This window comes from Streptomyces sp. NPDC047981 (assembly GCF_040653315.1).
Lineage (GTDB): Bacteria > Actinomycetota > Actinomycetes > Streptomycetales > Streptomycetaceae > Streptomyces.
In genome coordinates, this window is sequence record NZ_JBEZNQ010000029.1 from 61,361 (window position 1) to 84,263 (window position 22,903).

Below are 22,903 nucleotides of genomic sequence, written 5' to 3' on the forward strand. Positions count from 1 at the left end.
GTCAGGAGGTACGGGGCTGGTTGAAGCGGAGCATGTTCCCCGAGGGGTCGCGGAAGGCGCAGTCCCGGACGCCGTACGGCTGGTCCGCCGGCTCCTGGAGGACCTCTCCCCCTGCGGCCCGGACACGCTCGAACGTGGCGTCGACGTCGTCCGTCTGGAAGATGACCCCGCGGAGCAGCCCCTTCGCGAGCAGCTCCGCCATCGCCCGGCGGTCCGCCGGTGAGGCGTTGGGGTCGGCGAGCGGCGGTTCGAGGACGATCTCCACGTCGGGCTGCTCGGGCGAGCCGACGGTGACCCAGCGCATCCCCTCGAAGCCGACGTCGTTGCGGACCTCCATGCCGAGGACGTCACGGTAGAAGGCGAGCGCCTTGTCGTGGTCGTCGACCGCGATGAAGCACTGTGCGAGCTTGATGGTCATGGCTCCGACGATAGGAGCCGGTGCCGGATTCCGCTTCCGTTACGGGACTCGGGGACTCGGTGATGACGGGACGTGAACCGGCGCGCCCTTCCTGACCGGGCGTGTGTGGATCTTCGCGAGGCAGGCCGGGATCGGCGCGCCCGCCTCGTGGCAGCGGGCCCGGTAGGCGCTCGGGCTCTCGCCGACCAGCTCGGTGAAGCGTGTGCTGAACGAGCCCAGGGACGTACAGCCGACGGCGAAGCAGACCTCGGTGACGCTCATGTCTCCGCGGCGAAGCAGCGCCTTCGCCCGCTCCACGCGACGGGTCATCAGATAGCTGTACGGCGTCTCCCCGAAGGCGGCACGGAAGCTGCGGGAGAAGTGCCCGGCCGACATGAGGGCGATGCGCGCGAGCGCCGGGACGTCGAGCGGCTGCGCGTAGTCGCGGTCCATCGCGTCGCGTGCGCGGCGCAGGCGCACCAGGTCTTCGAGCGTCACGTCACCAGCATCGCAGACGGGTCGGACAGCGAGCAGGGGATCACAGCGCGCTCCCGGGGAGTGCCCGGAGGGACGACGGGGGGCGGAAGCACGGAGGGCGGGAGCACGGGGGGCGGGAGCACGGGGGCGGCGGCTTCGGGCGGGCGGCGTTCTGCCATTCTTGCGCCGTGCCGCAGCCCGAGCCGTTCATGCCCCCATCCGTCGCGCCCGAGGCCGTCGCACCCGAGCCCGTCGTTCCCGAGCCCGTCGTGCCCGAGACGGTCGTGCCCGAGGCAGTCGCACCCGAGGCCGTCGTTCCCGACGCCCCCACGCGCATACGCGACCCGCTCCTCACGCAGGAGTGGCTCGACCTCGCCTTCGTCCACTGGGCCGTCGATCCGGACGTCGTGGCCCCGCTCCTGCCGAGCGGAACCGTGCCGGACACCCGCGACGGGCTCACGTACGTCGGGCTCGTGGCCTTCCGGATGCACAAGGTCGGCTGGCTGCGGCTGCCGGGGATCCCGTACCTCGGCTCGTTCCCGGAGACCAACGTGCGCCTGTACTCCGTCGACGCCCACGGGCGGCGCGGTGTCGTCTTCCGGTCGATGGACGCGTCGCGGCTGATCCCCGTGGTGTTCGGGCGGCTCGGCTTCCGGTTGCCGTACCTGTGGTCCCGGATGAGCGTCCGTACCGAGGGCCGGACGGTCGACTACACGAGCTCGCGCCGCTGGCCGGGCCCGCGCGGGGCCTACAGCCGCCTCAGGGTGGAACGGGGCGAGCGCGTCGAGGAGCCCACCGAGCTCGAACACTTCCTCACCGCCCGCTGGGGACTGCACAACGCGTTCTTCGGCACGTCGGTGTACCTGCCCAACGCGCACCCGCGCTGGCCGTTGTACCGCGCCGAACTGCTCGCCTGCGAGGAGAACCTGCTTGCCGCGGCCGGGCTGCCGACGCCTCAGGAGGCCCCGGTCAGCGTCCTGTACTCCCCCGGGGTCCCGGTCCGCCTCGGCCGGCCGTCCCGGTCCGCCCCGACCGTGCCGCACCCACGCGGGCCCTCCCGCTGAGGAGCCTCGCCGGCGAGCCTCCGGCACGCTCCGGAAATCGGGATGCGCCCGCTCCGGGGGCTCCCTTAGCCTCGTAGACATGTCTACGCCCCGAATTTCCTAGCTCAAGGACCCACTTCCACGCCACCCGTGTGTCCTTCTGCTTATTCGGAGCGTTACTCCATGATCACCGTTCGTGCCGCCGACGTGCGCGCCGGCGCCCGCCTCCTGCTGTCCGATCTCTCGTTCCACGTCGCCCCGGGCGACCGGATCGGCCTCGTCGGCCGCAACGGAGCCGGGAAGACCACCCTGCTCGACACCCTGGCCGGGCTGCGCCCGCCGGCCGCCGGGACCCTCACCCGTACCGGCGAGATCGGCCATCTCGCGCAGGACTCCCGCGCCGCCGACCCGGCCGTCCCGGTCACCGACCGCATCCTCTCCGCGCGCGGCCTCGACCGGGCCGGCCGCGCGCTGCAGCGGGCCGCCGTCGCCCTCGGCGAGACTCCCGACGCACGGCGCATGGCCGCGTACGCCCGCGCCGAGGCGGAGTTCGAGGCCCGGGGCGGGTACGCCGCCGAGGCGGAGGCCGCCCGGGTCGCGGCAGGTCTGGGGCTGCCCGCCGACGTCATGGACCGGGCGGTCGGCACGCTCTCCGGCGGCCAGAAGCGCCGGGTCGAGCTGGCCAGGATCCTGTTCGCCGGGCACGGCCGCGAGGGCACCCTGCTGCTCGACGAGCCGACGAACCACCTCGACGCCGACTCGATCGGCTGGCTGCGGGGCTTTCTCGCGGCGCATCAGGGCGGTCTCGTCCTGATCAGCCACGACGTGGCGCTCCTGGCCGACACGGTCAACCGGGTCTTCCACCTGGATCCGGCCCGCGCCACGATCGACGTGCACAACACCGGCTGGGCCGCGTACCTCGCCCAGCGGGACGCCGACGAGCGCCGCAGGACCAGGGAGCGCGCCAACGCCGAGCGCAAGGCGGCCTCGCTGCACGCCCAGGCGGAGAAGATGAAGGCCCGCTCGTCGACGGCGACGACCGCCCGGAGCATGGCCCGCCGGGCCGACCGGCTGCTCGACGGGCTCGATCCCGTACGGCAGGCCGAGCGCGTCGCGCGGATCCGGCTGCCCGAGCCCGCGCCGTGCGGCCGGATGCCGCTGGGCACGGTGTCGCTGACCAAGTCCTACGAGGGCGGGCGCCCGGTCCTCGACGGCGTCGACCTCGCCGTGGACCGCGGCAGCCGCCTCGTCGTGCTCGGCCTCAACGGCTCGGGCAAGACGACCCTGCTGCGGCTGCTCGCGGGGGTCGAGGTGCCCGACGCGGGGCGGGTCGTGCGCGGGCACGGGCTGCGGATCGGGTACTTCGCGCAGGAGCACGAGACGCTCGACCCCACGCGCACCGTCCGCGCCAACCTGGCCGCGGCGGCGCCCCATCTGACGGACGGTGAGGTACGGCGGGTGCTCGGGGCGTTCCTGTTCCGCGGTGACGACGCCGACAAGCCGGCCGGGGTGCTCTCGGGCGGCGAGCGGACCCGGCTCGCGCTGGCCGGCCTGGTCCACTCGGGCGCCAACGTCCTGCTGCTCGACGAGCCGACGAACAACCTGGACCCGGCCTCCCGCGACGAGGTCCTGGCCGCCGTCTCCACGTATCCGGGCGCGATCGTGATGGTCACCCACGACGAGGGGGCGATCGACGCCCTGCAGCCGGACCGTGTCCTGCTTCTCCCGGACGGCGAGGAGGACCTGTGGAGCGAGGAGTACCGGGAGCTGGTGACCCTGGCCTGACGCGTACGGGAGTACGTACCGGGGTCAGGCCGCTCCCCCGCGCTTGACCGCCCGCAGGATCACGAACTTCGGGTCGCTCGCGACCAGTTCGCAGGAGCCGAAGATCCGGCGGAGCGTGACGTGGTAGCCGAGGTGCCGGTTGCCGACCACCCACAGCTCGCCGCCCGGCCGCAGGACGCGCCGCGCGTCGGTGAACATCCGGCGGGCGGTGCGGTCGGTGGTGGCCTGATGGCTGTGGAAGGGCGGGTTGTTCAGGACGAGGTCGACCGAGCCCGCGGCGAGCCCGGCCGTTCCGTCGCCGACCAGGAACTCGGCGGTGCGGCCGGGCACGGCGTGGGTACGGAAGTTCTCCTCGGCCGAGGCGACGGCCTGGTACGACTCGTCGGCGAAGACCAGGTCGGCCTCGGGCTCGGCGAGCGCGACGGCCAGGCCGACGACGCCGTTGCCGCAGCCCAGATCCACGACCCGGGCGCGGCCGAGGCCGGTCGGCAGGTGCTTCAGGAAGAAGCGGGTGCCGATGTCGAGGCGGTCCGCGCAGAAGACACCGGCCTGGTTGACGACGGTCCGCCCGGCGACGGTCCCGGCGTCGGAGGGGAGGTCGTAGCGGTACGGCCAGGGGTTCGCGGCCCGCTCCCGGCGGGGCTCCGGGGTGCAGAGGATCAGGCGGGCCTTCTTGGCGGCGAGCGAGGTGCGGGTGGGGCCCAGGATCGACTCGAAGAGCTGGAGCGTGGAGGTGTGGATCTCCTTGACCATGCCCGTCCCGACGACCACGGTCCCCTCGTGCAGGGCGGGGGCCAGCCGGTGCAGCTGGTCCTCCAGGAGCGCGAGGCTCTTGGGGACGCGTACGAGCAGCACGTCGATCCGCTCGGGCGGCGCGTCCTGGGTGGTGAGCAGCCGGACCGCGTCCTGGGCGGCGCCCGAGCGGGCCAGGTTCTCCGTGGTGGCCCGGCGGCCGAGGTAGGAGTCGGAGATCTGCGCGAGGGCGCCGGGGCGGCGGGCCGCGAGCGCCGTCGCGAGGGCGCCCCAGCGGTCGCCGACGACGGCCACCGTGCCGGACAGGTCGGTGTCCGTCTCGGCCAGGTGGCTCAGCAGGTACTCGTCGGAGGCGTCCCAGGCGCGGAGCGGGTCGCGCGGGTCCTCGGGGAAGCGGGTGAGCGGGAACTCGCCCCATGACGTGGTCAAACGGTTCATCGTGCTCTCAGGCTAGCCGGTCGCCGCGCACGGCCGGTCCGCCACGGCCTCAGCCGACCGCCGCCTGGAGGTGGAGGTGCCAGAGGCCCGGGCGGCCGGTGAGGGTGACCGTGGACAGCGGGCGGACGTCGACGTTCCAGAAGGTGGTGGGCGGTGCCTTGAGCGCGTACACGAGGGCGGCCCGGACGACGGAGGGTTCGGCGACGGCGACGATGGCGCCGTCGTCGGCGGGGCGGGTGTCGAGCCAGCTCCCTATCCGCGCGATGAAGGCGAGCAGGGTCTCGCCGCCGTGCGGGGCGATGCGCGGGTCGGTGAGCCATGCGTCGACGGCGGCCGGTTCGAGCGCCGCGACCTCCGCGAGGGTCAGTCCGCGCCAGCGGCCCATGTCGCACTCGCGCAGGGCGGGCTGGGCGAGCGGGGCGTAGCCGAGCGCGGTGCCGGTCGCCCTGGAGCGGGGCGTCGGGGAGCAGTAGCGCAGCTCGGCCGCGCCGAGCGGGACCAGTGAGTGCGCGGCGAGCTGCACCTCGTACCAGCCGGCCTCGTCGAGCGGCCGGTCGTCGTCGAAGCGCTCGGCGAGCAGGGAGGAGCTGCGCGCCGCTGCGACGAGCGTGACCCGTAGACCCATGGGCGCGATCGTGAGGCCGGACGACTGGCAGGTCAAGAGGGCATATGCGCGGGCTCCGGTCAGGACACCGGCGCGCTCGGGGGCCGCCGCTGTCCGACAACCGGCCGCTTGTCCGGAATCCACCGGGGATCGAATCAGGCCTTCTCCGGCCACACCACGCGCATCGTCCGTGGCCGGAAGGTTTCTAGGAGGCACCGATCGACCGTGTCGGCACGGTGACCCGTCGGCGGACCACCGTGTCGGCACGGTGACCCGTCGGCGGACCGTTCAGCCGGTCAGCTCGTCGACGGCCGTCCGCAGCCGGCGCACTCCCTCGGCGATCTCGGCGGGCCCGGCCACGCCCGCGAAGCTGAGGCGGATGTGCCCGGCGGGCGGTTCGGCGCTGAAGTACGGGCGGCCGGCGGCGACGGCGACCCCGGCTCGCAGGGCGCCCGCGACGAGGGCGGCCTCGGGCAGGGTGTCGGGGAGCCGGAGCCAGAGCTGGTAGCCGCCCACGGGGATGTGCGGCAGGGCCAGTTCGGGCAGGTGCTGGGCGAGCGCGCCCGCCATGGCGGCCCTGAGGTCCTTCAACTCCCGGGACACGGACCGCAGATGACGGCCCCAGGCGGGCGAGCCGACGAGTTCGAGTGCGGCCTCCTGGAGGGGACGCGGAACGAAGAAGCTGTCGACGACCTGGATCGCGCGGAGCCGTTCCAGGACGGGGCCGCGCGCGGCGAGGGCGCCGACGCGCAGGCTGGGCGAGGTCGGCTTGGTCAGCGAGCGGATGTGGACGACGACACCGTCGGGGTCCTCGGCGGCCAGCGGTACGGGAAGCGGTCCGGCGTCCTCGTGGACGAGCAGGCGGGCGAAGTCGTCCTCGACGACGAAGGCCCCCGCGGCCCGGGCGATCCGGACGACGGCGCGCCGCCGCTCGGCGTCGAGCACGGCGCCGGTCGGGTTCTGGAAGAGCGGCTGGCAGACGAAGACCCGGGCACCGGTGGCCCGGAAGGCGGCTTCGAGGAGTTCGGGGCGGACCCCGTCGGCGTCGGCCGGTACGGGCACGGGACGCAGCCCGGCCGAGCGGGCGACGGCGAGCATGCCCGGGTAGGTGGGCGACTCGACGAGCACGGGCGTACCGGGCGGGGCGAGCGCGCGCAGGGCGGTCGCGATGGCGGGCTGCCCTCCGGCGGTGACGAGGACGTCGGCGGCGGAGACGGTGCCGCCGATCTCGCGGGCGAACCACTCGCGGAGTTCGGGCAGTCCGTCGGTGGGCGGCCGGCCCCAGGCGCCGGGGCGGCGGCCCGCCCGGGTGAGGGCGGCGGCCATGGCCCGCTCCGGCTGGAGCGAGGGGTGCAGATAGCCGCCGTTGAACTCGACGACCCCGGGCGGGGGCGCCGACAGGGTCGCCAGGACTCCGGACGCGTCGACGCTGCGCGGGACAAGCTCCGTCGCCGCGTCGGCGCTGAGTGTGACCTCCTGCCAGGAGGTGTCGCCGGTCTCGGTCGCCCGCTCGCGCGGCTCGGCGCGGTACGCCCCTGCTCCCGGCCGGGTGACGACGAGACCCTCGGCGGCGAGCTGGGCGAGTGCGCGGGTGACCGTCACCGGGGAGACGCGGTACCGCTCGACGAGGGCTCGACTGGAAGGAAGCTTTCCACCAGGTGAGTAGCGGTCCAGCTCCGCTTTCAGGGATGCGGCCAGTTCAGCGACGCTGCTACGCTCGTGCATGACAGCACAGGATAGCGCTACTACTCCCTCGACGATAGCGGTCGGTCTCGGCGGGCCCACCGGGGTGGTCTCGACGGCGGCCACGACGACCGCCCAGGCACCCGCCTCGAAGACCGCCTCGGAGGCAGTACCGGCCGCGGTCTCGGTGGCGCCTTCGCGGCAGACCCGCGGCACCCTCCTGGCCGGCCTGGGCGTGGTCGCGTTCTCGCTCACCTTCCCGTCGACCGCCTGGGGTCTGGAGAGCTTCGGCCCCTGGTCGCTCGTCGCCGTGCGCTCGACCCTGGCCGCGCTCATCGCGGGAGCCTTCCTGCTGGCGATGAGGGTCCCGCTGCCCGAGCGCCGCCACTGGGCGGGCCTCGCCGTCGTCGCCGGCGGGGTCGTGGCGGGCTTCCCGCTCCTGACGACGCTCGCCCTGCGCACCTCGACCACCTCGCACGCCGCCGTGGTGGTCGGTCTGTTGCCGCTCACCACGGCGGCCTTCGCCGCGATCCGCACCGGCCGCCGGCCCTCCCGCCGGTTCTGGCTCGCGGCCGTCGCCGGCGCGCTGGTGATCCTCGCCTTCACGCTCAAGGAGAGCGGCGGAGCCCTCTCCACGGGCGACCTGTACCTGTTCGGCGCGCTCATCGTCTGCGCGGCCGGATACACCGAGGGCGGGCGGCTCGCGGGGCTCATGCCGGGCTGGCAGGTCGTCGGCTGGGCCCTGGTCCTGTGCCTGCCGTTCATGGTCGTCGGCGCGGCCGTCGCCCTCTCCCTCGAACCCGTCCACCTGAACGCCCACGGTGTCATCGGCCTCGTCTGGGTCGCGGCCGGCTCCACCTTCTTCGGCCTGTACGTCTGGTACCGGGGCATGGCGGCCATCGGCATCCCCCGGGCCAGCCAGCTCCAGCTCGCCCAGCCGCTGCTGACCCTGCTCTGGTCGGTGACCCTGCTCGGCGAGTCGCTCTCGCCCGCCGCGCCCCTCGCGGCCTGTGCCGTGCTCGTCTGCATCGCGGTGACCCAGCGCGCGAAGAGCTGACGCCCGGCCCTGGCGCGCGCCCGGGGGTGACGCGGGTCACAATGGCGGACATAGACTCGGATCGAGGACAAGCACGGCCGCGAGGAGGTCACCCCGATGGAAGCGCGCGTGGGCGACAAACTGCTGGTGCACGGCCGGACCGTCGGTCAGCACGACCGTACGGCCGAGGTCCTTCAGGTGCTCGGCGAGAACGGCAATCCCCCGTACCGCGTCAAGTTCGACGACGACGGTCACGAGGCCCTGATGGCTCCGGGCCCCGACACCGTCGTACGCCACCACGAGAAGTCGTAACGAGAGAACGAGCAGGCGTCAGGAGAGCCGGACCGCGGTCGGGTAGTGATCGGCGACCACGGCCGCCATCGCCCCGATCCGGTCCTTGCCGACCTCCTTCGCCGCGAAGAAGCAGTGCCCACCGACTCCCGGGTACCGCGCGGCGAGGGTCAGATGGCGGGAGAGTTCCTTCCGGTCCTGCCAGGCGGCGGGCTGGGCGGGGTCACCGGCCTTGTAGAGCGCCTCACCGATGTGGAGCCCCACCCCGGTGCCCCGCACCACCGCGTCCCACCAGGGCAGAAGCTTGGCGTAGTCGGTGGCGGCGTTGCCGATGTGCCAGTACAGCTGCGGGACGACGTGGTCGATCCAGCCCTCCCTGACCCATTTCCGGGTGTCCGCGTGCAGGTCGTCGTAGCTCTGCACGCCCGATCGGGTGTCCGAGCCCTTGGCGTCGGTCGAGGCGTGGCGCCAGACCCCGAAGGGGCTGATGCCGAAGGCGACCCGGGGGGCGAGCTGCTTGATCCGGGCAGAGGCCTCGGAGACCAGGAGGTCGACGTTGTTGCGCCGCCAGGCCGCCCGGTCCCGGAAGCCCGCCCCGTACCACGCGTAGGCGTCGTCGTCGTCGAAGGCCTGCCCGGCCACCGGGTACGGGTAGAAGTAGTCGTCCCAGTGGACGGCGTCGATGGCGTACCGGCCGACGGCATCGAGCATCGCGTCCTGGACGAAGCGGCGGACCTCGGGCAGCCCGGGGTTGTAGTGCAGCTTCCCGCCGTACGCAACGATCCACTCCGGGTGACGCCGGGCCGGATGGCCCGCCGCGAGCCGGGTCGGGTCCGTGTGGTTCGCCACACGGTAGGGGTTGAACCAGGCGTGCAGCTCCAGACCGCGCGCGTGGGCCTCCTCGACGGCCGTCCCCAGCGGGTCCCAGCCGGGGTCGCGGCCCTGGACCCCGGTCAGGCACTCCGCCCACGGCTCGTGCGGCGAGGGCCACAGGGCGTCGGCGGTGGGCCGCACCTGGAGGAGGACGGCGTTCAGCCGGCGGTCCACGGCCCGGTCGAGGTGGGCGAGGAGTTCGGCCCGCTGCTCCCGGGCCCCCAGGCCCGCGCGGGAGGGCCAGTCGCGGTTGAAGACGGTGGCGATCCACATCCCGCGGAACGCCCCCGCCGACCGCCGCCCGGGCTCCGCCGCATCGGCCTCCGTGCGCGTACCCGCGTCCTCGCGCGCGCTCGCGCCCGTCGTGGCGAGCATCGCGAGGGCCGTGCCCGCCACGAATCCCCTTCTCCCGATCAGACCCATATGTCGTCCTTGCCGTCCGTCCTGTGTCGGATACGTCACACCCACAGGCAGAGCATGCCCGACCCGGACGATCGATCATCGGTTAATGAGCGGTAACGTCGTGGGGGTCGAGGCGGACGCACCGGAATCACACGGGGCCCGCCGCCAGTGAAGAGCGAAAGGCACGAGGTGACGGACTCCATGGCCGACATTGAGCGCATCGGAGTGGTGGGCTGCGGCCAGATGGGCGCGGGCATCGCGGAGGTGTGTGCCCGCAGCGGTCTTGAGGTGAAGGTCGCCGAGACCACCGGCGAGGCGCTGGAGATCGGCCGTACGCGGCTCTACAACTCGCTCGCGAAGGCCGCCGAACGCGGCAAGATCAGCGAGGAGGAGCGCGATGCCGCGCTCGCCCGTCTCAGCTTCACCACCGACCTGGGCGAGTTCGCCGACCGCGACCTCGTGATCGAGGCCGTCGTGGAGAACGAGCAGGTCAAGACCGAGATCTTCAAGGTGCTCGACCAGGTCATGACCCGGTCCGACGCGATCCTGGCCTCCAACACGTCCTCCATCCCGCTGGTCAAGCTGGCGGTGGCCACGTCCCGCCCCGACCAGGTCATCGGCATCCACTTCTTCAACCCGGCCCCGGTGCAGAAGCTGGTGGAGCTCATCCCGGCGCTCACCACGTCCGAGGGCACGATCAGCCGCGCGCAGCTCTTCGCCGAGAAGGTGCTCGGCAAGCACGCGATCCGCGCCCAGGACCGGTCCGGCTTCGTGGTCAACGCGCTGCTGGTGCCGTACCTGCTCTCGGCGATCCGGATGTTCGAGTCGGGCATCGCGAGCCGCGAGGACATCGACAACGGCATGGAGTTCGGCTGCGCCCACCCGATGGGCCCGCTGAAGCTCGCCGACCTGATCGGTCTGGACACGATCGTGTCCATCGCCGACTCGATGTACACCGAGTACAAGGAGCCGCTGTACGCCGCTCCCCCGCTGCTCCAGCGCATGGTGGACGCGGGCCGTCTCGGCCGTAAGACCGGTTCGGGTTTCTACCCCTACGCCTGAACCACCGGCGACCACCGTTCGGCCCGTACACCCGCACAGGTACGGGCCGTTCGGCTCTCCCCCGTCCGTGCCCCACGGTCAGCCGAGCCGCAGGTGATGGAGCATGAGCAGCCCGGCCGCCATGTTGGCGGCAGGTATCTCGCCCCGGGAGATCATGTCCGGGATCAGTTTGAGCGGTATCCACTCCCGCCGTGAGGACTCGAAGTCGTCCTCGGGCGGGCCGATGTACGTGGCTTCCTCGGCCCAGTAGAGGTGGTGCCGGGCGTCGGTGAGGCCGTTGGAGGGCTCCACGGTCAGGAGATGGCGCAGGGGTCCCGGGCGCCAGCCGGTCTCCTCCTCCATCTCGCGGGACGCGGCCGTCTCGAGGTCCTCGTCGTCCTCGACCACGCCGGCGGCCAGCTCCCAGCCCCAGCTGTCGGTGATGAAGCGGTGCCGCCACAGCATGAGGACTTCGTTGGCCTCGTTGACCGCGGTCGCGACGGCGACGGGACGGAGTCGGATCAGATAGTGGTCGAGGTGGCGGCCGTCCGGGAGTTCGACGTCCGCGAGGTTCACCCGGAACCAGCGGTTCTCATAGACAGGTTGTTCACTCAGTTTCGTCCACTGCACGTTTCTGCCACCTTCCGATTGGTCGGTGGCAACATAGGACCAGTCCCTGGCTCACAGGGGAACGCGTAGCGCCCCGTCGATGAGTTCGGCCGCCTGCCGCGCGTCCCCGCAGTCGCTCGCGAGCAGGTGCTCCCGCACCAGGCGCAGCCGGTCGCGCAGCCGCTGCGACTCCATCCCGCGGGCCCGCTCGGTCATCTCCACCGCCGTCGCCGCGGCCGCGTCGGCCTCCCCCTGCCGCAGCTCGATCTGGCAGAGCATCGCCAGCCGGTGCACCCGGCCCCGGTCGTGCGCCGGTGTCTCCACCGCGGCCCGCGCGTGCTCCCGGGCCGCCGGAAGGTCACCCAGACTGAGCAGTGCCTCGGCGACCTGCACGTTGACAAGGCCCGGCTGGACATAGCCGGTCTCGGCCGGCTCGTGCCCCGGCCTGATCCGCTCCGCCTCCGCCTCCGCACGCCGGATACCGGCCAACGCGGCGGCCCCGTCGCCGAGATGGGCGTACGCCTTCGCCTGCATCGCGGTGAGGTCGGCGGCGAGCGCCGGGGTGATCCGCTCCCCCGCCGACCGCAGCGCCGCCTCGGCGAACGCCACCGCCTGCCGGTACTCCCCCATGAACAGCGACTGGTTGACGAGCAGCGCGACCACGTACGCGCCGAGGCCCCGGTCCCCGCTTGCCTTCGCGAGCCGCAGCGCCTGGTGGAAGTAGCGCTGGGCGAGGCCGAGGGCGTCGGAGTCGTACGCGCAGATGCCCGCCACGGCCACCAGCGCGCCCGTGGCGCGGTGCAACTGCCGGCCCAGACTGTCGCCGTACGCCCCGCGCAGCAGCGGCGCCGTCTCGGAATGGAGGAAGCCGACGATCCGCTGCCTGGTCGCCACCCCTCCGGTCTTGCGGTACATCTGCTCGTAGTGCGCCCGGGCGGCACCGAGCATCGCGATGTCGGCGGTCGAGACCCGGGTCCGGCCGTCGCGCGAGACGTCCGAGTCCTCCGGCGGGTTCTCCCACTCCCACACCGGCATCACCGCCGGGGTGCCGGTGACCGCCTGCACACCCTGGACGTGCGGCCGCTGCTGCTCGTCGGAGCGCCACAGGGCGGTGGCCCGCTCGACGAACGCGGAGAGCGGAGAGCCCTGGGCGACGGCGGCGGAGGTGGAGCCGGAGACACCCAGACCGATGTCGTCGAGGGTGACCGCCCGGTGCAGCCGCGCCGCGAGCACCTCGCAGATCAGGTCGGGCACCTGGCCGCGCGGCCGCTGCCCCTTCAGCCAGCGGGCCACGGCGGTGTGTTCGTACCGCAGGGCAAGGCCCCGGGCGCGGCCGGCCCGGTTCACATGGGCGGCCAGGCCCGCGTGCGAGATGCCCGCCTCGTCCAGCAGGGCGTCCAGCAGGGTGTTGGGGTGCATGGGCCCCTCCGGTGGATCGGTCCGCCCAGGGTAGTGGTGGGCGGTTTCGCACGGGGTGTGAATGAAGTGCCCGTTCTTCCGGTCCGTGCACTCTGCCGCCGCCCGCCCGGGACCGGTTGACTGAGCCCCTCGCCGCAAGGCGACCCGGGCCGCCGGGCTCCCCCTCGTACAGTGCGGCGGCCCGCAGCGCGCCGCCCGCCCGCCGACCTGCCCGACACTCCCAGGCGGTCCGGGCGGCGCCGACTCAGGGCCTGTCCACTCAACAGTGAGGGGAGGGTTCAGGTCGGGTACGGCGCAGCCCGGGTTCGGCGGGCTGCGCCGGCACCCGCATCCGGTCGTTGCGCACGACCAACAGGGCCACGTCGTCGGCGAGTCGGCCGCCGGTGTGCCGCAGCAGGGCGGCATGCACCCGGTGGACCAGCGCCGCCGGGGCGAGCGCCGCCTCACGGGCGGCCTGGGCCAGCACGGCTTCGAGGCCGAAGAAGCGGCCCGCCCCGTCCCGCGCCTCCTCCGCGCCGTCGGTGTGCAGGACGAGCGCCTCGCCCGGCAGGAGACGGCCGCAGGGGTACGGCGAGAGGTCGGCGGACAGCGGGAACGTGCCGAGCGGGGGATGCGGATCGCCGACCGGTAGGACCTCCACGCGGTGGCCGATCCGGTACGGACCCGGATGCCCGCAGTTGAGCGCGTACACCTCTCCGTCCTTGCCGATCTCCAGGAGCAGTACGGTGACGAACTCCTCGGCCGCCGGGTGCTCCGGCTCCCGTCCGGAGCAGGCCGCCGGATGCTCCTCGCGCGCCCGCTCCCGCAGATGGCGGGCGAGCGCCCGGTCGAGCCGCCGCAGGACCCCGCCGAGCTCCGGCTCGTCGTGCGCGGCCTCGCGGAAGCTGCCGAGGACCGCGACCACCGCGCCGAGGGCGGCGAGCCCGTGCCCCCGGACGTCCCCGATGACGATCCGCACACCGTAGGGTGTGGCCACCGCCTCGTAGAGATCCCCACCGACGGACGCGCCCCGGGAGGCGGAGAGCTGACCGGCCGCGACGGAGAGACCGTCGAGCCGGGGCGGGGGTGGCCTGAGCAGGACCTGCTGGGTGGCCTGGGCGATGGCCCGCACGCGCTCCAGCTCGCGCGAGAGCCCCCGGCGGATACCGAGGATCAGCCCGGTGCCGACGCTGAAGAAGACCACGCTGGTCGCGATCCGCATCGGCAGCCCCGGCTGCTGGGCCAGCGGGCAACAGAGCTTCCAGGTCATGGCCACAGCACCCCAGAGGGTGGGAAGGGCGAGGGGCCCCAGCCCGCGCAGCCGGGAACCATCGGAGAGCGACGTCCTTGTACGGATCATGCACGGCCCTTCCTGAGGCCCTGCAGCGCCCGAAGGCCCTGCGGCAACAGGCCCGCCCCTGTGGCCGCGTCGATTCTTGCGCGCGAGCCGACCCGAAGGGTTCGTCGATCCGAAGTCTCACCCGAAGGAGTGAGACTTCGGATCGGACGGGCTGTCAGGCCCCGAACTGTCCGTTGATCGCGTCGACCACCGTGATGGCGGCGGCAGCGCCACCGACCCCCTGGAGAATGCCCCGGACCCATCCGGCAAGGCGTCCTACACGGCGGGCGTCCGGCGTCTCGCTGGCCGCCTCGGCCGCAAGAGAACTGACGTTGCCGTCCAGGTCCTCCGCGTCACCGGGCGCCAACGTCGGTCGAATGCTGTCCAGTTCCGCCCTCAGCTGCGTCACGAGGTCGGCCAGACTCGCCGTGGCGGAGACGGCCGGGGCTCCCTGCGACGAGGAGTTGTTGCTGTTGTCGATGTCCTTGCCCAGGGCCGCGTTGATCATCGTGCCCGAATTCTCGAACTTGTCGCCCATTTTGAGTCCTTCCGCGTTCGCCAGCGTGTTGATGGAAATGTTGTTGCTGAGGTTGACCTTGGATTCCGGCGCCTTCTTCTCCGACGGTCCGTAGGGCAGGATGGACTTGAGTGCCTCCGCGAGCTGGCCCGGCGAGCGGTATCGGTTCGCCACCGACGTGCCGAGTGCCCGGTGGAGCAGCATCTGCAACGGCTCCGGAACCGTGGGGTGGAAGCGCAGACTGTAGGCTTCCCCGTCCGCCGGCGCGGGTCCGTCCCAGGGCAGTTGTTCCGTGCCGCTGAGCATGGTGTAGAGAACCCCGGCGAGTGCGAAGGTGTCGTCCTCCAGCGTCGGGGTGCGCCCGTCATGCGCGGCCCAGGGGTAGTAGCCGGATGGGGTCCCCGGCAGCAGCTGCTCCAGCCGCCCGTCCTGGTACTCGCCGCCGTGCCCCCAGCCGACGACATACATCCGCGCTCCTTCGCCGCCCTCGGCGACGATGAGGTTCCCTGGACGGATGTCGCCGTGTGACGTCTTCCGGCTCTCCCACACCTGGCGCACCGTGTAGCACGCCCCCATCACCATGCGAGCCGCCTCGAAGGGGAGCACAGCACTGCCCTGGCGAACGAAGTCGGCCAAAGACCGCCCGGCGACCTTGCGGTGGAGCAACCAACTGCCGTTGCGCTTCCACCCATCCGGCAGGCCCTCCACCGCCACTCCCGACAGGCCGTCGAAGAGTTCCTCGACACGTCGCAGGGTCTGCTGCGAGGCAGCCGGATACTGCTTGGCGATGTACGTGACGTCCCGGACGGGGAGGCGCAGGACCTCGCACGCGTTCGCCGGCGAGTCCTCGTAGCGAAACGTGACCTCGTACTGCGGACGCAGCTCCTTCTCGTGCTCGGGGACGTTTGCCTTGCCGTCGTCCCAGGGAGCGGTCTGCCGACCGAGCCACCTCTCCACGACGCTGTTGATCCAGGTCAGATCGGTGCCATTGCGCACGAGCAGGCCGTAGTCGAGGTAGTCGTCGAGCCGACAGCGATGTGCCTCCTCGACAAGTGCGGCCCTCACGGCCTTCTCGTCGGGGTCCGTGTCGAGCTCCTGAGCGATCCGGAAGAGAACGTCCGACGCTCCCTCCGACGGAGCGTACGGATCGAGGAGCCCGAGCACAGCTTCGTCCTGCCGCGTCATCCGGTCGAACGCCTCATCGACCAGATCGTCGTCGACGACCGCGCGGTTCGTGGACTCCAGGAGCTCGCACAGGGCCCGCCCCACCATGTGAACGTGCTGGGGGTGACCCGCGGTGTACTGGAAGACCAGCTCGGCGGCGGACGGCCGCACATCCACCCCTGTCCCGGAGAAGCCCTGGTGGATCACCTGGAGCGTGGCCTGCCGGTCGAGCGGTCCGAGTGGTAGGGGGTGCAGGAGGTCCTGACGGGACAGTGTGCCGTCCAGCCGCCGCCCAAGTTGCGCCGCCGTGTCGGAGCCGACGAGAAGCAGAGCGAGCGTGCCGTCCTGGCGCAGCCGTCGGAGATCACCGAACTTGCGGGACAGTTCCGCGGAGTCCTCGTAGCGGCGCAGGATTTCCTGGGACTCGTCGACGACGAGCAGCAGTCCCACCTTCCGGTCCTGCCAGACCGCCCGCCGCACCCCTCGCCACCAGCGCCGGAATTCGACCGCGTGGGGTTCTTCGGGGAGGGTGAGGACGCCGGGGTCGGTGTCGTAATGCTCCTCGATCCGGTCGCGCACCTCCTTGGCGATCCAGGTGAGCAGTGGGAGTGAGCACGGGTCCACCGACTGGCCGTCCAGCAGCACCGGGAAGACCTGCGGGATACGCCACTGATCGGGCTGGAGCAGGGTCTCGGGCGTACCACCCCACAGCCTGGTCAACTGACGAACCAGGGATGTCTTGCCGGCCCTGCGTGACCCGGTCATGCACACCAGCGGGACGGACTCGCGCCAGGCATCGCCGAAGGCTGCTCGCAACCGGTCCATCTCGGCGGCCCTGCCCGCGAACATCCTGGTGTTGACGGGATCGCCGGGCCGGAAACGGGAGGAGAGTCCCTCGCGGCGGGTGATCGGCTCGACTCTCACCGCGAATTCCCTGGCCCGGCCGATGCTCTGGTCGGGCAGGACCCCTGCGGCGTCGATGACGAGCTGATCGCCCGGCCAGGGGACAGCGAGGAAGAAGGAGGCGACGGACTCCGGCTCCATACGGCCGAGTACGTGGACGACCTTCGTTCCCCTTACCCGTACGGTCACCGAAGCGAGCGGCTCGGATCCGGCCCTGAGCTTCAGGCGGAGTTCCACCGGCCCGCCGTCGAGCCTCGTCGTCCTGTTCTCCCGCCAACTGAGGGGAGCCTGGTTGCCCGCGTCGGCGCGCAGTCGCTCGTGTCCCGCCGACTCCCAGACCTGCTGGAGGACCTGCTGCACGTGGAGTGCGGCGTCGCGGAGCGCGGCAGACGCGAGCGCGAGTGCCCACTCCCTTCCCTCCTTGATCGTCACGTTCACGTCCATGGGCGCGGCGCTGATCGGTGGCAGCGGCGCATCGCCCCGGGCGTAGACGTCCTCGATCATCTCGACGAGCCGCCGCCAACGCTCCCCGAGCCGTCGGCACAGCAGGGCGTCGGGGCCTGCGGCGCCGGCGGCGAAGGCCAGAGCCACCTGTTCCACTGCTCCAGCCAGTTCCGGACCGGGCCGTCCAGGCCGCTCCACGAGCCCGGCCAGGAGGTGGGCGGCATCCGGCGTCACGTCGGCCTCGTCCCAGACCTCGCCCACCGTGCCGCCGGCGAGCAGTCCCGCCGCCGCGCCGGACGGATCCGGCGCACCCCATTCCGCACACAGTGCGGTGAGGTCCGGCAGGACAGCCTCCTGGCCCTCGCCCAGTTCCAGGGCCTTGCGGTATGCCTCCAGCGCCCGGCCGACCATGCCGTCTTCGGCATACATCCGGCCGCGGATGCGGTTGCGGACCCTCTGTTCCGTGACGTAGGCAGGACCGGTCCCCCTCCTGCCCGGGTGGGAAAGGAAGCGGACGGCGCGTTCCCGGTCGGCCCCCATGGACGCGATGATCGCGCCCAGCTGGTCCGCGCCGAGGGGCCGGCTGATCGAGTTCAACGCCTCGGGAACGTGGGCGGCGAGGGCGCTGTCCACCAGAGCCTGCGAGGGCGGCATCTCCTCCCGTCGCAGGAGCTCGATCGCCTCGTCGACCAGTTCCGTGCGCCCGGCACGGTCGGCCAGCAGCGCCGCGAATCCAGCCAGGTTCTCGCTGCGGGGCGTCAACCGGGCGTGTACGAGGAGGAGTCGGGCGGCCTCGGCCGGACTTGCGCCCATGTCCGGTTCGGCCAGGACGCCCACGTGCGCGAGGAGCGTCGCCCTGTCGTTGTGCCACACCTCGACGCCGGACATCAGGCGTCCGACCTCGGCGTGGTCGCCCTGCGCGCAGGCGAGGCGGACGAGGATCTCGCGGCTCTTCGCCTCCGAGCCCGGCAGAGCCGCGACCGTACGGACCTCGTCGTAGCGCTCCGCCTCGATCAGGCAGTCGGCGGCGGCCTGGATGAGGGAGCTCGTCCTGGGGGACTCGTCGAGCAGCTTGCGCGCGAGGTCCGCCGCGAGTTCCCAGTCGTCCTCCGCAGCGGCGAGAAGGTCCGTGGCCCTTTCCCGCCACGTGGCGCCCAACAACGATTTCAAGGTGTTCCGGCTGACTTCCGGCCGGAATCGCGACAGTGCCTGCACACGGAGCGCGGCGAGCGCATCACCGTACTCGTGCCGCAGCATCTCCACGGCCTGTCGGCGCGTGGTCTGTGCTGCGGCGAGCCGCTGCCGCAACCCGACGGCCTGCTGGTGGTCGCGGCGGGGCAGCCCGCCCGCGACAGTGCGCAGGAGACTCGCCGCCTCCGCGCAGTTGGCGTTGAGCCGCAGCGCCTCTTCGGCGTGGTGGACGAGTTCGTCCTTGCGGTTCAGGGTCTGCGCCAGTTTGGCGATGCTCAGGTGCAGTTCGAAGCCGCTGTCGGATGTGACGTGGGTCAGCAGAAGCTGGTGAAGCTGCTCGACACGACCGAGCAGCCTTGCCACCCGGACGGCGGGGGCGAGCAGTTCGGCGTTGGCGTCGCTGCGCCCGATCCATTCCGTGAGCAGGTCCCAGGCGTTCTCGTACCGCTCCGCTGCCTCCAGCACCATCGCCAAGGAGGCGGCCGTGTCCGGCTGCGGATCCGGCTGGTACGTGAACAGTTCGCGCATGGTCGCGACGTAACGGCCCGCCGTCGACGAGCCGCCTGCCCGCATGGCGCGACGGGCGGCGTCAGCCGCGAGACGGAAGTGGTGGGAGGTCGGTTCGGTGCGACACTGGGCGATCAACTGCGCGGCGTTCGACTCCGCCTCTTCCAGGGCGCGCGAGGATCGCACGGACGCGGAGGTCTGCGTCGGCGTCTGCGCGTACGCCGGTCGGGTCGGGTTCCAGACTCCGGACGGCCGCGCGGGATGCTGCCCCATGGCGGCCGGGGAGTGGACAACCGGCTGGAGGATCGCTTCCGGTCCGCCCGTCGCCGGTGTGGGCACGGGGCGCCCCACGGCGGCGAAGAGCGCACGAAGCCCGACAGCCTGCTGGTCGTCGTACCGACGGGTCGACACGCGCGCGTGATATTCGAAAGTGGCTGCCGCAGCCTCCAGACGGCCGGTCGCCGCATACGCGCAGCCGAGGTTCCACGCGGCCCCCGAACCCAGCCAGCGGGTGTCGGCGAGCTCGCTGTGCAACCGCAGCGCCTCCTCTGCCCGCCCGGCGCCGGTGAGCTCGGCCAGCGCGTTGCCGGTGGCCACGGGGTGCGAACGGGCTGCCCACACCCACGCATCGGCCACGTCGTCGGCCGAGGCTCCGGGGAGCGGCTGCTGAGCGGCCCGGATGGCGGGTTGGGTGGCAGGCGGCCCGATGATCTGTGTGCGGTGGACGTCGAGGTGGTGGGCCCGACCCGGTGCCGGCGGACCGGCGTCGACGAGCCGGGGAGCGCTCGGCGGCCGGAGTACGGACGTCGGGGCACCTGCCGCGGCGGCCGCTCGGTCCCGGACGAGCAGGACGCGCGGGATCCTCTGGGGTGCTGTCCAGACGAGGGTGCGTTCCAGGAGCCGTACGGCCTCCATGGGACGTCCCGAGTCCATCAGCCAGAAGGCGAAGTCGCGGACGAGGTAGTCGTCGTGGCTGGCGGCGACCGCGTCGTGCAAGTCCCCCAGCTCCGTCTCGGACGGCGGCGGCAAGGTGCCCGAGCGCAGGGCCGACACAACGGCCGCCGGCTCCGTACTGCCGTACGCGGGCCTGCTCGACCCGGTGCTCGACGCGCCCCGGTCACCCGACCACGCCGGTCGGGGCTGCCCCGTCCCGGGGAGACCGGCGCCCTGATGGTCGGGAGTGGTCCCGGCCGTCGTCAGTTCCCTCAGCCGCTGTTCGAGCGGCCCGATCCAGGTCTCCGTGGCACGGAGTTCCCGCGCCCGGTCGAGTTCGCGGCGGGCCACGTCGTAGTCCGCGCACCGGCTGTCCAGCGCGGTGCGGGCCAGCTCGATGTGGTGTCGCCAGCTCAGTGCACCGCGCGCTTCGGAGATGCGCTGGACGACCGCCTGGGCGCGCAGCAGGTCGCCCGTCTCCCGGCAGATGCGGAGCATGAGGAACGCCCCGGGGGACGACGGGTTCTCACGCAGCAGGTCCTCGAGTTCCCGGGCGGCTCCCTGGACGTCCCCGCTCTCGTACATCTGCTTGGCGACGGACTCACGCGTCTGCTCGCGGATCCCCGGCGTCGACGGGACCTGCCGGATCTCGACTTCCGCAAGAGGGGAAGGCACACGCAGGCGCGCGCAGTAGGCGTCGGCCGCGGCCTTCTGCGCCTGGTTCGGGCGTCCGGGCAGGATCCGGGCCATCACCCCCAGGGACTCCACGGCGAGACGGTCGGCACCCACGGCGGCGTAGGCACAGGCGACGTTCCAGGCGACCGCGGCATTCATGTACTGCCGTGGGGCGAGATCGCGGTAGACCTCCAGCGCGGCTGCCGGGCTGCCGGCCGCGACGTGCCAGCCCACGGCCGGCCCCAGCGCGATCTTGGCTCCCGTACGTGCGGCGGTGGTGAAGGCCCGGGCGGCGTCGGCCGATTCGTTCGCGGCGGCGCTACGGACAGCCTCGGCCATGGCCGGGTTGGCGAGGGCGGCACCGTCCGGCGGTGTCAGCCAGGGAGGGAGCGGAGCGACCGGCGTGACGGGAAGCGCGGACAGCAGGTCGGGCGGCGGCAGGGGCGGGTGTCCCCTGTGGAACACTTCGTCGGCGGTCATGTGCCGCCCGGCCGCGCGGAGAGCCTGCTCCTGCAACTGCCACATGGCGGGATGCGTCTGCCGGGGGAATCGCGGGCCGGCGGCCTCCAACAGTTCCGCGGCGGCATCGGGGACCGTGAAGGTCAGCCGTCGCGCGACCCGGCTCACCTCCTGGAAAGAGCCTTCCGCGGCCAACTGGCGCAGCGACGCCCGCGCCGCCGCCCGGGCATCCGGGGAGGCATCCGGGCTCCAGCCCTCCTGAATCGTGGCGATGGCGCCGTCGTGCTGGTTCGGCACGCCCGCGCCGTCGGGCGGAGAGGGCTCCGCCGACCGGTCGGGGTCCCCCTCCGGCGATCCGGCGGGCGGGGCGTCCGTGGTGTCGGACCGCTCTTCCGCGTCGTCGTCGGTGATTCCCGTGGCACGGAACCGGTCCTCCGCGCGCCGGAGGTACTCCGCAGCGGCCTCCACTTCGCCGTTCGCGAAGTAGGTCTCCGCGGTCCGTACATCCAGGGCTACGTCGGCGTCGGGCGTGGCGAGGCCACTGAGCTCCGCACGCATCCTCTCCAGCCCGTGGGCGACATCGAACTCGGCGCGAGCCTCGGCGAGCAGTTCGACGCCCTGGCCGGCCTCCTCCACGTCACCTCGGGCGAGCGCGTCGATGACCATCTCCCCCAGGGGACCGAGGATCCGGGTGCCCTCTTCGCCCGCGTCGCGGAGCAGTTCCTCGCCACGTTCCCGGAGCCGTTCCAGCGGGGCCAGGGCAGCCTCGAGTGACTTCGGGTCGACTTCGGTGAATCGTGCGACGACGGCGATCTGGTGACGGTGGTGGGGGTCGGCCGAGGCGAGCGCCTCGGCGGCGATCCAGGAAAGCAGGGATTCCCCGCCCGGTGTGTGCGGCGCTCCCGGGGCCGGGTCGCTCTCCAGCGCGGCCAGGAGGACCGGCACGAGTTCGGGGTCGAGATCTGCGTGCCCCAGCTGGTCCGGGTCCAGCACGTCGAACTGCCGCCAGCGGAACTCGGCGGCGAGTTCCGCGATGCGCCGCGCGCGTTCGGTGACCTCGTCGGCAGCTGCCGTCAGCCGCCGCCACTTTGCGGCGCCGGCAGCGCTTTGGTAGTGCACTGCCGAGCCGCCGACTGCGTCGAGCGCCCGGTTCACCCGTTCGTCAGCAGTCTGCTCCAGGAACGCCTCGTCCCTTGAGGCACCGGCTGCGAGGCCGTCGAGCAGGCTCGTGACGGGTCGAGTGAAGAGTTCCGGGCCGAGAAGACGATCGATCTTGACGTGTTCGTCCGCGCAGACCCGCAGTTCCTCGGCCAGACTTCGGAGCAGCCTCGTTCCCGTGGCCTGGAGCATGACCGGGGAAGGCGCGGAGCGTAACAACTCCGACAGTCGGTGCGTCAGGTGCGCCGGAAGCGTCCGCTCCGCGTCGAAGACGTCGTAGCTGCGGCCGGACCACGCCTGCCGCGCCCAGCTCACCAGTTGAGCGAGGGCGATGTCCTCGGCCTCCAGCGCGGCGGTGCCGAGCTGTGACACGAGTTCCGCGACCAGCGCGCTCTCGGTCGCGCGCTGGTCGGGGGGCGCAATGGCAGAGGCGAGGATGGCGGATCGACGATGGAGCAGGACGACGAAGGGTGCGGCCGATCTCAGCACTTGCCGGTCGATGCCGGCGCCGCCGCTCAGAGAGTGCCGGATGAACCGGGCCGTTGCCTCACCGGCAGCATCCGGCACCGAGGCCTCGGCCCCGCCCGTACCCTCGATCGCAGTCACCGTAGATGCTCCCCACTGGACTCCGGACTCTTCCCCGCAGCGTCATGCAGCGCACAACCGCAGCCGCGAAACGGACAGTTGGCGGCAGTGGGAAGCTCGGCGACGGGAAGGCGATTCTACCGACCTGACGACACGTCATGATCCCGGAATGCGGAAAGGGGCCGCGCCCGGTCGGGT

The 22,903-nt window shown here is 72.4% G+C and carries 15 protein-coding genes; 5 read left to right on the forward strand and 10 right to left on the reverse strand.

Annotated features, from left to right (window positions below; genetic code table 11):
- Position 1: 1 nt before the first annotated feature.
- Together AB0E14_RS19035 and AB0E14_RS19040 are read right to left on the reverse strand one after the other, a co-directional pair.
- Complete coding sequence (locus AB0E14_RS19035; protein WP_362418818.1) at positions 2–418, reverse strand: VOC family protein; 417 nt, start codon at positions 416–418, stop codon at positions 2–4.
- Positions 419–457: 39 nt separating this feature from the next.
- The gene (locus AB0E14_RS19040; protein ID WP_362418821.1) at positions 458–895 is read right to left on the reverse strand and encodes a helix-turn-helix transcriptional regulator; all 438 of its coding nucleotides are present in this window, start codon (positions 893–895) and stop codon (positions 458–460) included.
- A 167-nt stretch (positions 896–1,062) separates the two neighbouring features.
- Between AB0E14_RS19040 and AB0E14_RS19045 the strand changes: the two genes are divergently transcribed.
- Together AB0E14_RS19045 and AB0E14_RS19050 are read left to right on the forward strand one after the other, a co-directional pair.
- Positions 1,063–1,938, forward strand: coding sequence for a DUF2071 domain-containing protein (locus tag AB0E14_RS19045; protein WP_362418824.1), 876 nt, complete (start codon positions 1,063–1,065; stop codon positions 1,936–1,938).
- A 162-nt stretch (positions 1,939–2,100) separates the two neighbouring features.
- Positions 2,101–3,702 carry an ABC-F family ATP-binding cassette domain-containing protein gene (locus AB0E14_RS19050; RefSeq protein WP_362418826.1) on the forward strand — a complete coding sequence of 534 codons (1,602 nt, stop codon included), beginning with the start codon at positions 2,101–2,103 and terminating at the stop codon, positions 3,700–3,702.
- A 24-nt stretch (positions 3,703–3,726) separates the two neighbouring features.
- Here AB0E14_RS19050 and AB0E14_RS19055 read toward each other — a convergent pair whose 3' ends face one another.
- The 3 genes from AB0E14_RS19055 to AB0E14_RS19065 form a co-directional block, all read right to left on the reverse strand.
- The gene (locus AB0E14_RS19055; RefSeq protein ID WP_362418829.1) at positions 3,727–4,893 is read right to left on the reverse strand and encodes a methyltransferase; all 1,167 of its coding nucleotides are present in this window, start codon (positions 4,891–4,893) and stop codon (positions 3,727–3,729) included.
- Between the two features lie 49 nt (positions 4,894–4,942).
- Positions 4,943–5,518, reverse strand: coding sequence for a histidine phosphatase family protein (locus tag AB0E14_RS19060; protein ID WP_362418832.1), 576 nt, complete (start codon positions 5,516–5,518; stop codon positions 4,943–4,945).
- Between the two features lie 267 nt (positions 5,519–5,785).
- Positions 5,786–7,222 (reverse strand): PLP-dependent aminotransferase family protein, encoded by a 1,437-nt coding sequence (locus AB0E14_RS19065; protein ID WP_362418835.1) that lies wholly within the window; start codon positions 7,220–7,222, stop codon positions 5,786–5,788.
- On the opposite strand from AB0E14_RS19065, the gene AB0E14_RS19070 reads away from it, so the two are divergent.
- On the forward strand, positions 7,221–8,237 hold the full coding sequence (locus tag AB0E14_RS19070) for a DMT family transporter (protein WP_362418838.1): 1,017 nt from the start codon (positions 7,221–7,223) through the stop codon (positions 8,235–8,237). The genes AB0E14_RS19065 and AB0E14_RS19070 overlap by 2 nt on opposite strands.
- A 96-nt stretch (positions 8,238–8,333) precedes the next feature.
- Positions 8,334–8,528 (forward strand): DUF1918 domain-containing protein, encoded by a 195-nt coding sequence (locus AB0E14_RS19075; protein WP_361963526.1) that lies wholly within the window; start codon positions 8,334–8,336, stop codon positions 8,526–8,528.
- Positions 8,529–8,546: 18 nt separating this feature from the next.
- On the opposite strand, the gene AB0E14_RS19080 is transcribed toward AB0E14_RS19075, so the two are convergent.
- Positions 8,547–9,803 (reverse strand): family 10 glycosylhydrolase, encoded by a 1,257-nt coding sequence (locus AB0E14_RS19080; protein ID WP_362418841.1) that lies wholly within the window; start codon positions 9,801–9,803, stop codon positions 8,547–8,549.
- A gap of 180 nt (positions 9,804–9,983) precedes the next feature.
- On the opposite strand from AB0E14_RS19080, the gene AB0E14_RS19085 reads away from it, so the two are divergent.
- Entirely contained in the window at positions 9,984–10,844 is an 861-nt protein-coding gene (locus tag AB0E14_RS19085) for a 3-hydroxybutyryl-CoA dehydrogenase (RefSeq protein WP_362418844.1), read from the forward strand.
- Between the two features lie 78 nt (positions 10,845–10,922).
- Here AB0E14_RS19085 and AB0E14_RS19090 read toward each other — a convergent pair whose 3' ends face one another.
- From AB0E14_RS19090 to AB0E14_RS19105, 4 genes are all read right to left on the reverse strand, one after another.
- Positions 10,923–11,453 (reverse strand): NUDIX hydrolase, encoded by a 531-nt coding sequence (locus AB0E14_RS19090; protein ID WP_362418847.1) that lies wholly within the window; start codon positions 11,451–11,453, stop codon positions 10,923–10,925.
- A 51-nt stretch (positions 11,454–11,504) separates the two neighbouring features.
- Positions 11,505–12,851 carry a transcriptional regulator gene (locus AB0E14_RS19095; protein WP_362418850.1) on the reverse strand — a complete coding sequence of 449 codons (1,347 nt, stop codon included), beginning with the start codon at positions 12,849–12,851 and terminating at the stop codon, positions 11,505–11,507.
- A 259-nt stretch (positions 12,852–13,110) separates the two neighbouring features.
- Positions 13,111–14,100 carry a PP2C family protein-serine/threonine phosphatase gene (locus tag AB0E14_RS19100; protein WP_362418853.1) on the reverse strand — a complete coding sequence of 330 codons (990 nt, stop codon included), beginning with the start codon at positions 14,098–14,100 and terminating at the stop codon, positions 13,111–13,113.
- A 244-nt stretch (positions 14,101–14,344) separates the two neighbouring features.
- Positions 14,345–22,726 (reverse strand): hypothetical protein, encoded by an 8,382-nt coding sequence (locus tag AB0E14_RS19105; protein ID WP_362418856.1) that lies wholly within the window; start codon positions 22,724–22,726, stop codon positions 14,345–14,347.
- Positions 22,727–22,903: the final 177 nt, after the last annotated feature.

Excerpts from the sequence above, each read along its gene's own strand:
- AB0E14_RS19075 (WP_361963526.1), top strand. The coding sequence starts at position 8,334 with ATGGAAGCGCGCGTGGGCGACAAACTGCTGGTGCACGGCCGGACCGTC.
- AB0E14_RS19100 (WP_362418853.1), bottom strand. The coding sequence starts at position 14,100 with ATGACCTGGAAGCTCTGTTGCCCGCTGGCCCAGCAGCCGGGGCTGCCG.
- AB0E14_RS19060 (WP_362418832.1), bottom strand. The coding sequence starts at position 5,518 with ATGGGTCTACGGGTCACGCTCGTCGCAGCGGCGCGCAGCTCCTCCCTG.
- AB0E14_RS19055 (WP_362418829.1), bottom strand. The coding sequence starts at position 4,893 with ATGAACCGTTTGACCACGTCATGGGGCGAGTTCCCGCTCACCCGCTTC.
- AB0E14_RS19080 (WP_362418841.1), bottom strand. The coding sequence starts at position 9,803 with ATGGGTCTGATCGGGAGAAGGGGATTCGTGGCGGGCACGGCCCTCGCG.
- AB0E14_RS19050 (WP_362418826.1), top strand. The coding sequence starts at position 2,101 with ATGATCACCGTTCGTGCCGCCGACGTGCGCGCCGGCGCCCGCCTCCTG.
- AB0E14_RS19095 (WP_362418850.1), bottom strand. The coding sequence starts at position 12,851 with ATGCACCCCAACACCCTGCTGGACGCCCTGCTGGACGAGGCGGGCATC.
- AB0E14_RS19065 (WP_362418835.1), bottom strand. The coding sequence starts at position 7,222 with ATGCACGAGCGTAGCAGCGTCGCTGAACTGGCCGCATCCCTGAAAGCG.
- AB0E14_RS19085 (WP_362418844.1), top strand. The coding sequence starts at position 9,984 with ATGGCCGACATTGAGCGCATCGGAGTGGTGGGCTGCGGCCAGATGGGC.
- AB0E14_RS19070 (WP_362418838.1), top strand. The coding sequence starts at position 7,221 with ATGACAGCACAGGATAGCGCTACTACTCCCTCGACGATAGCGGTCGGT.
- AB0E14_RS19035 (WP_362418818.1), bottom strand. The coding sequence starts at position 418 with ATGACCATCAAGCTCGCACAGTGCTTCATCGCGGTCGACGACCACGAC.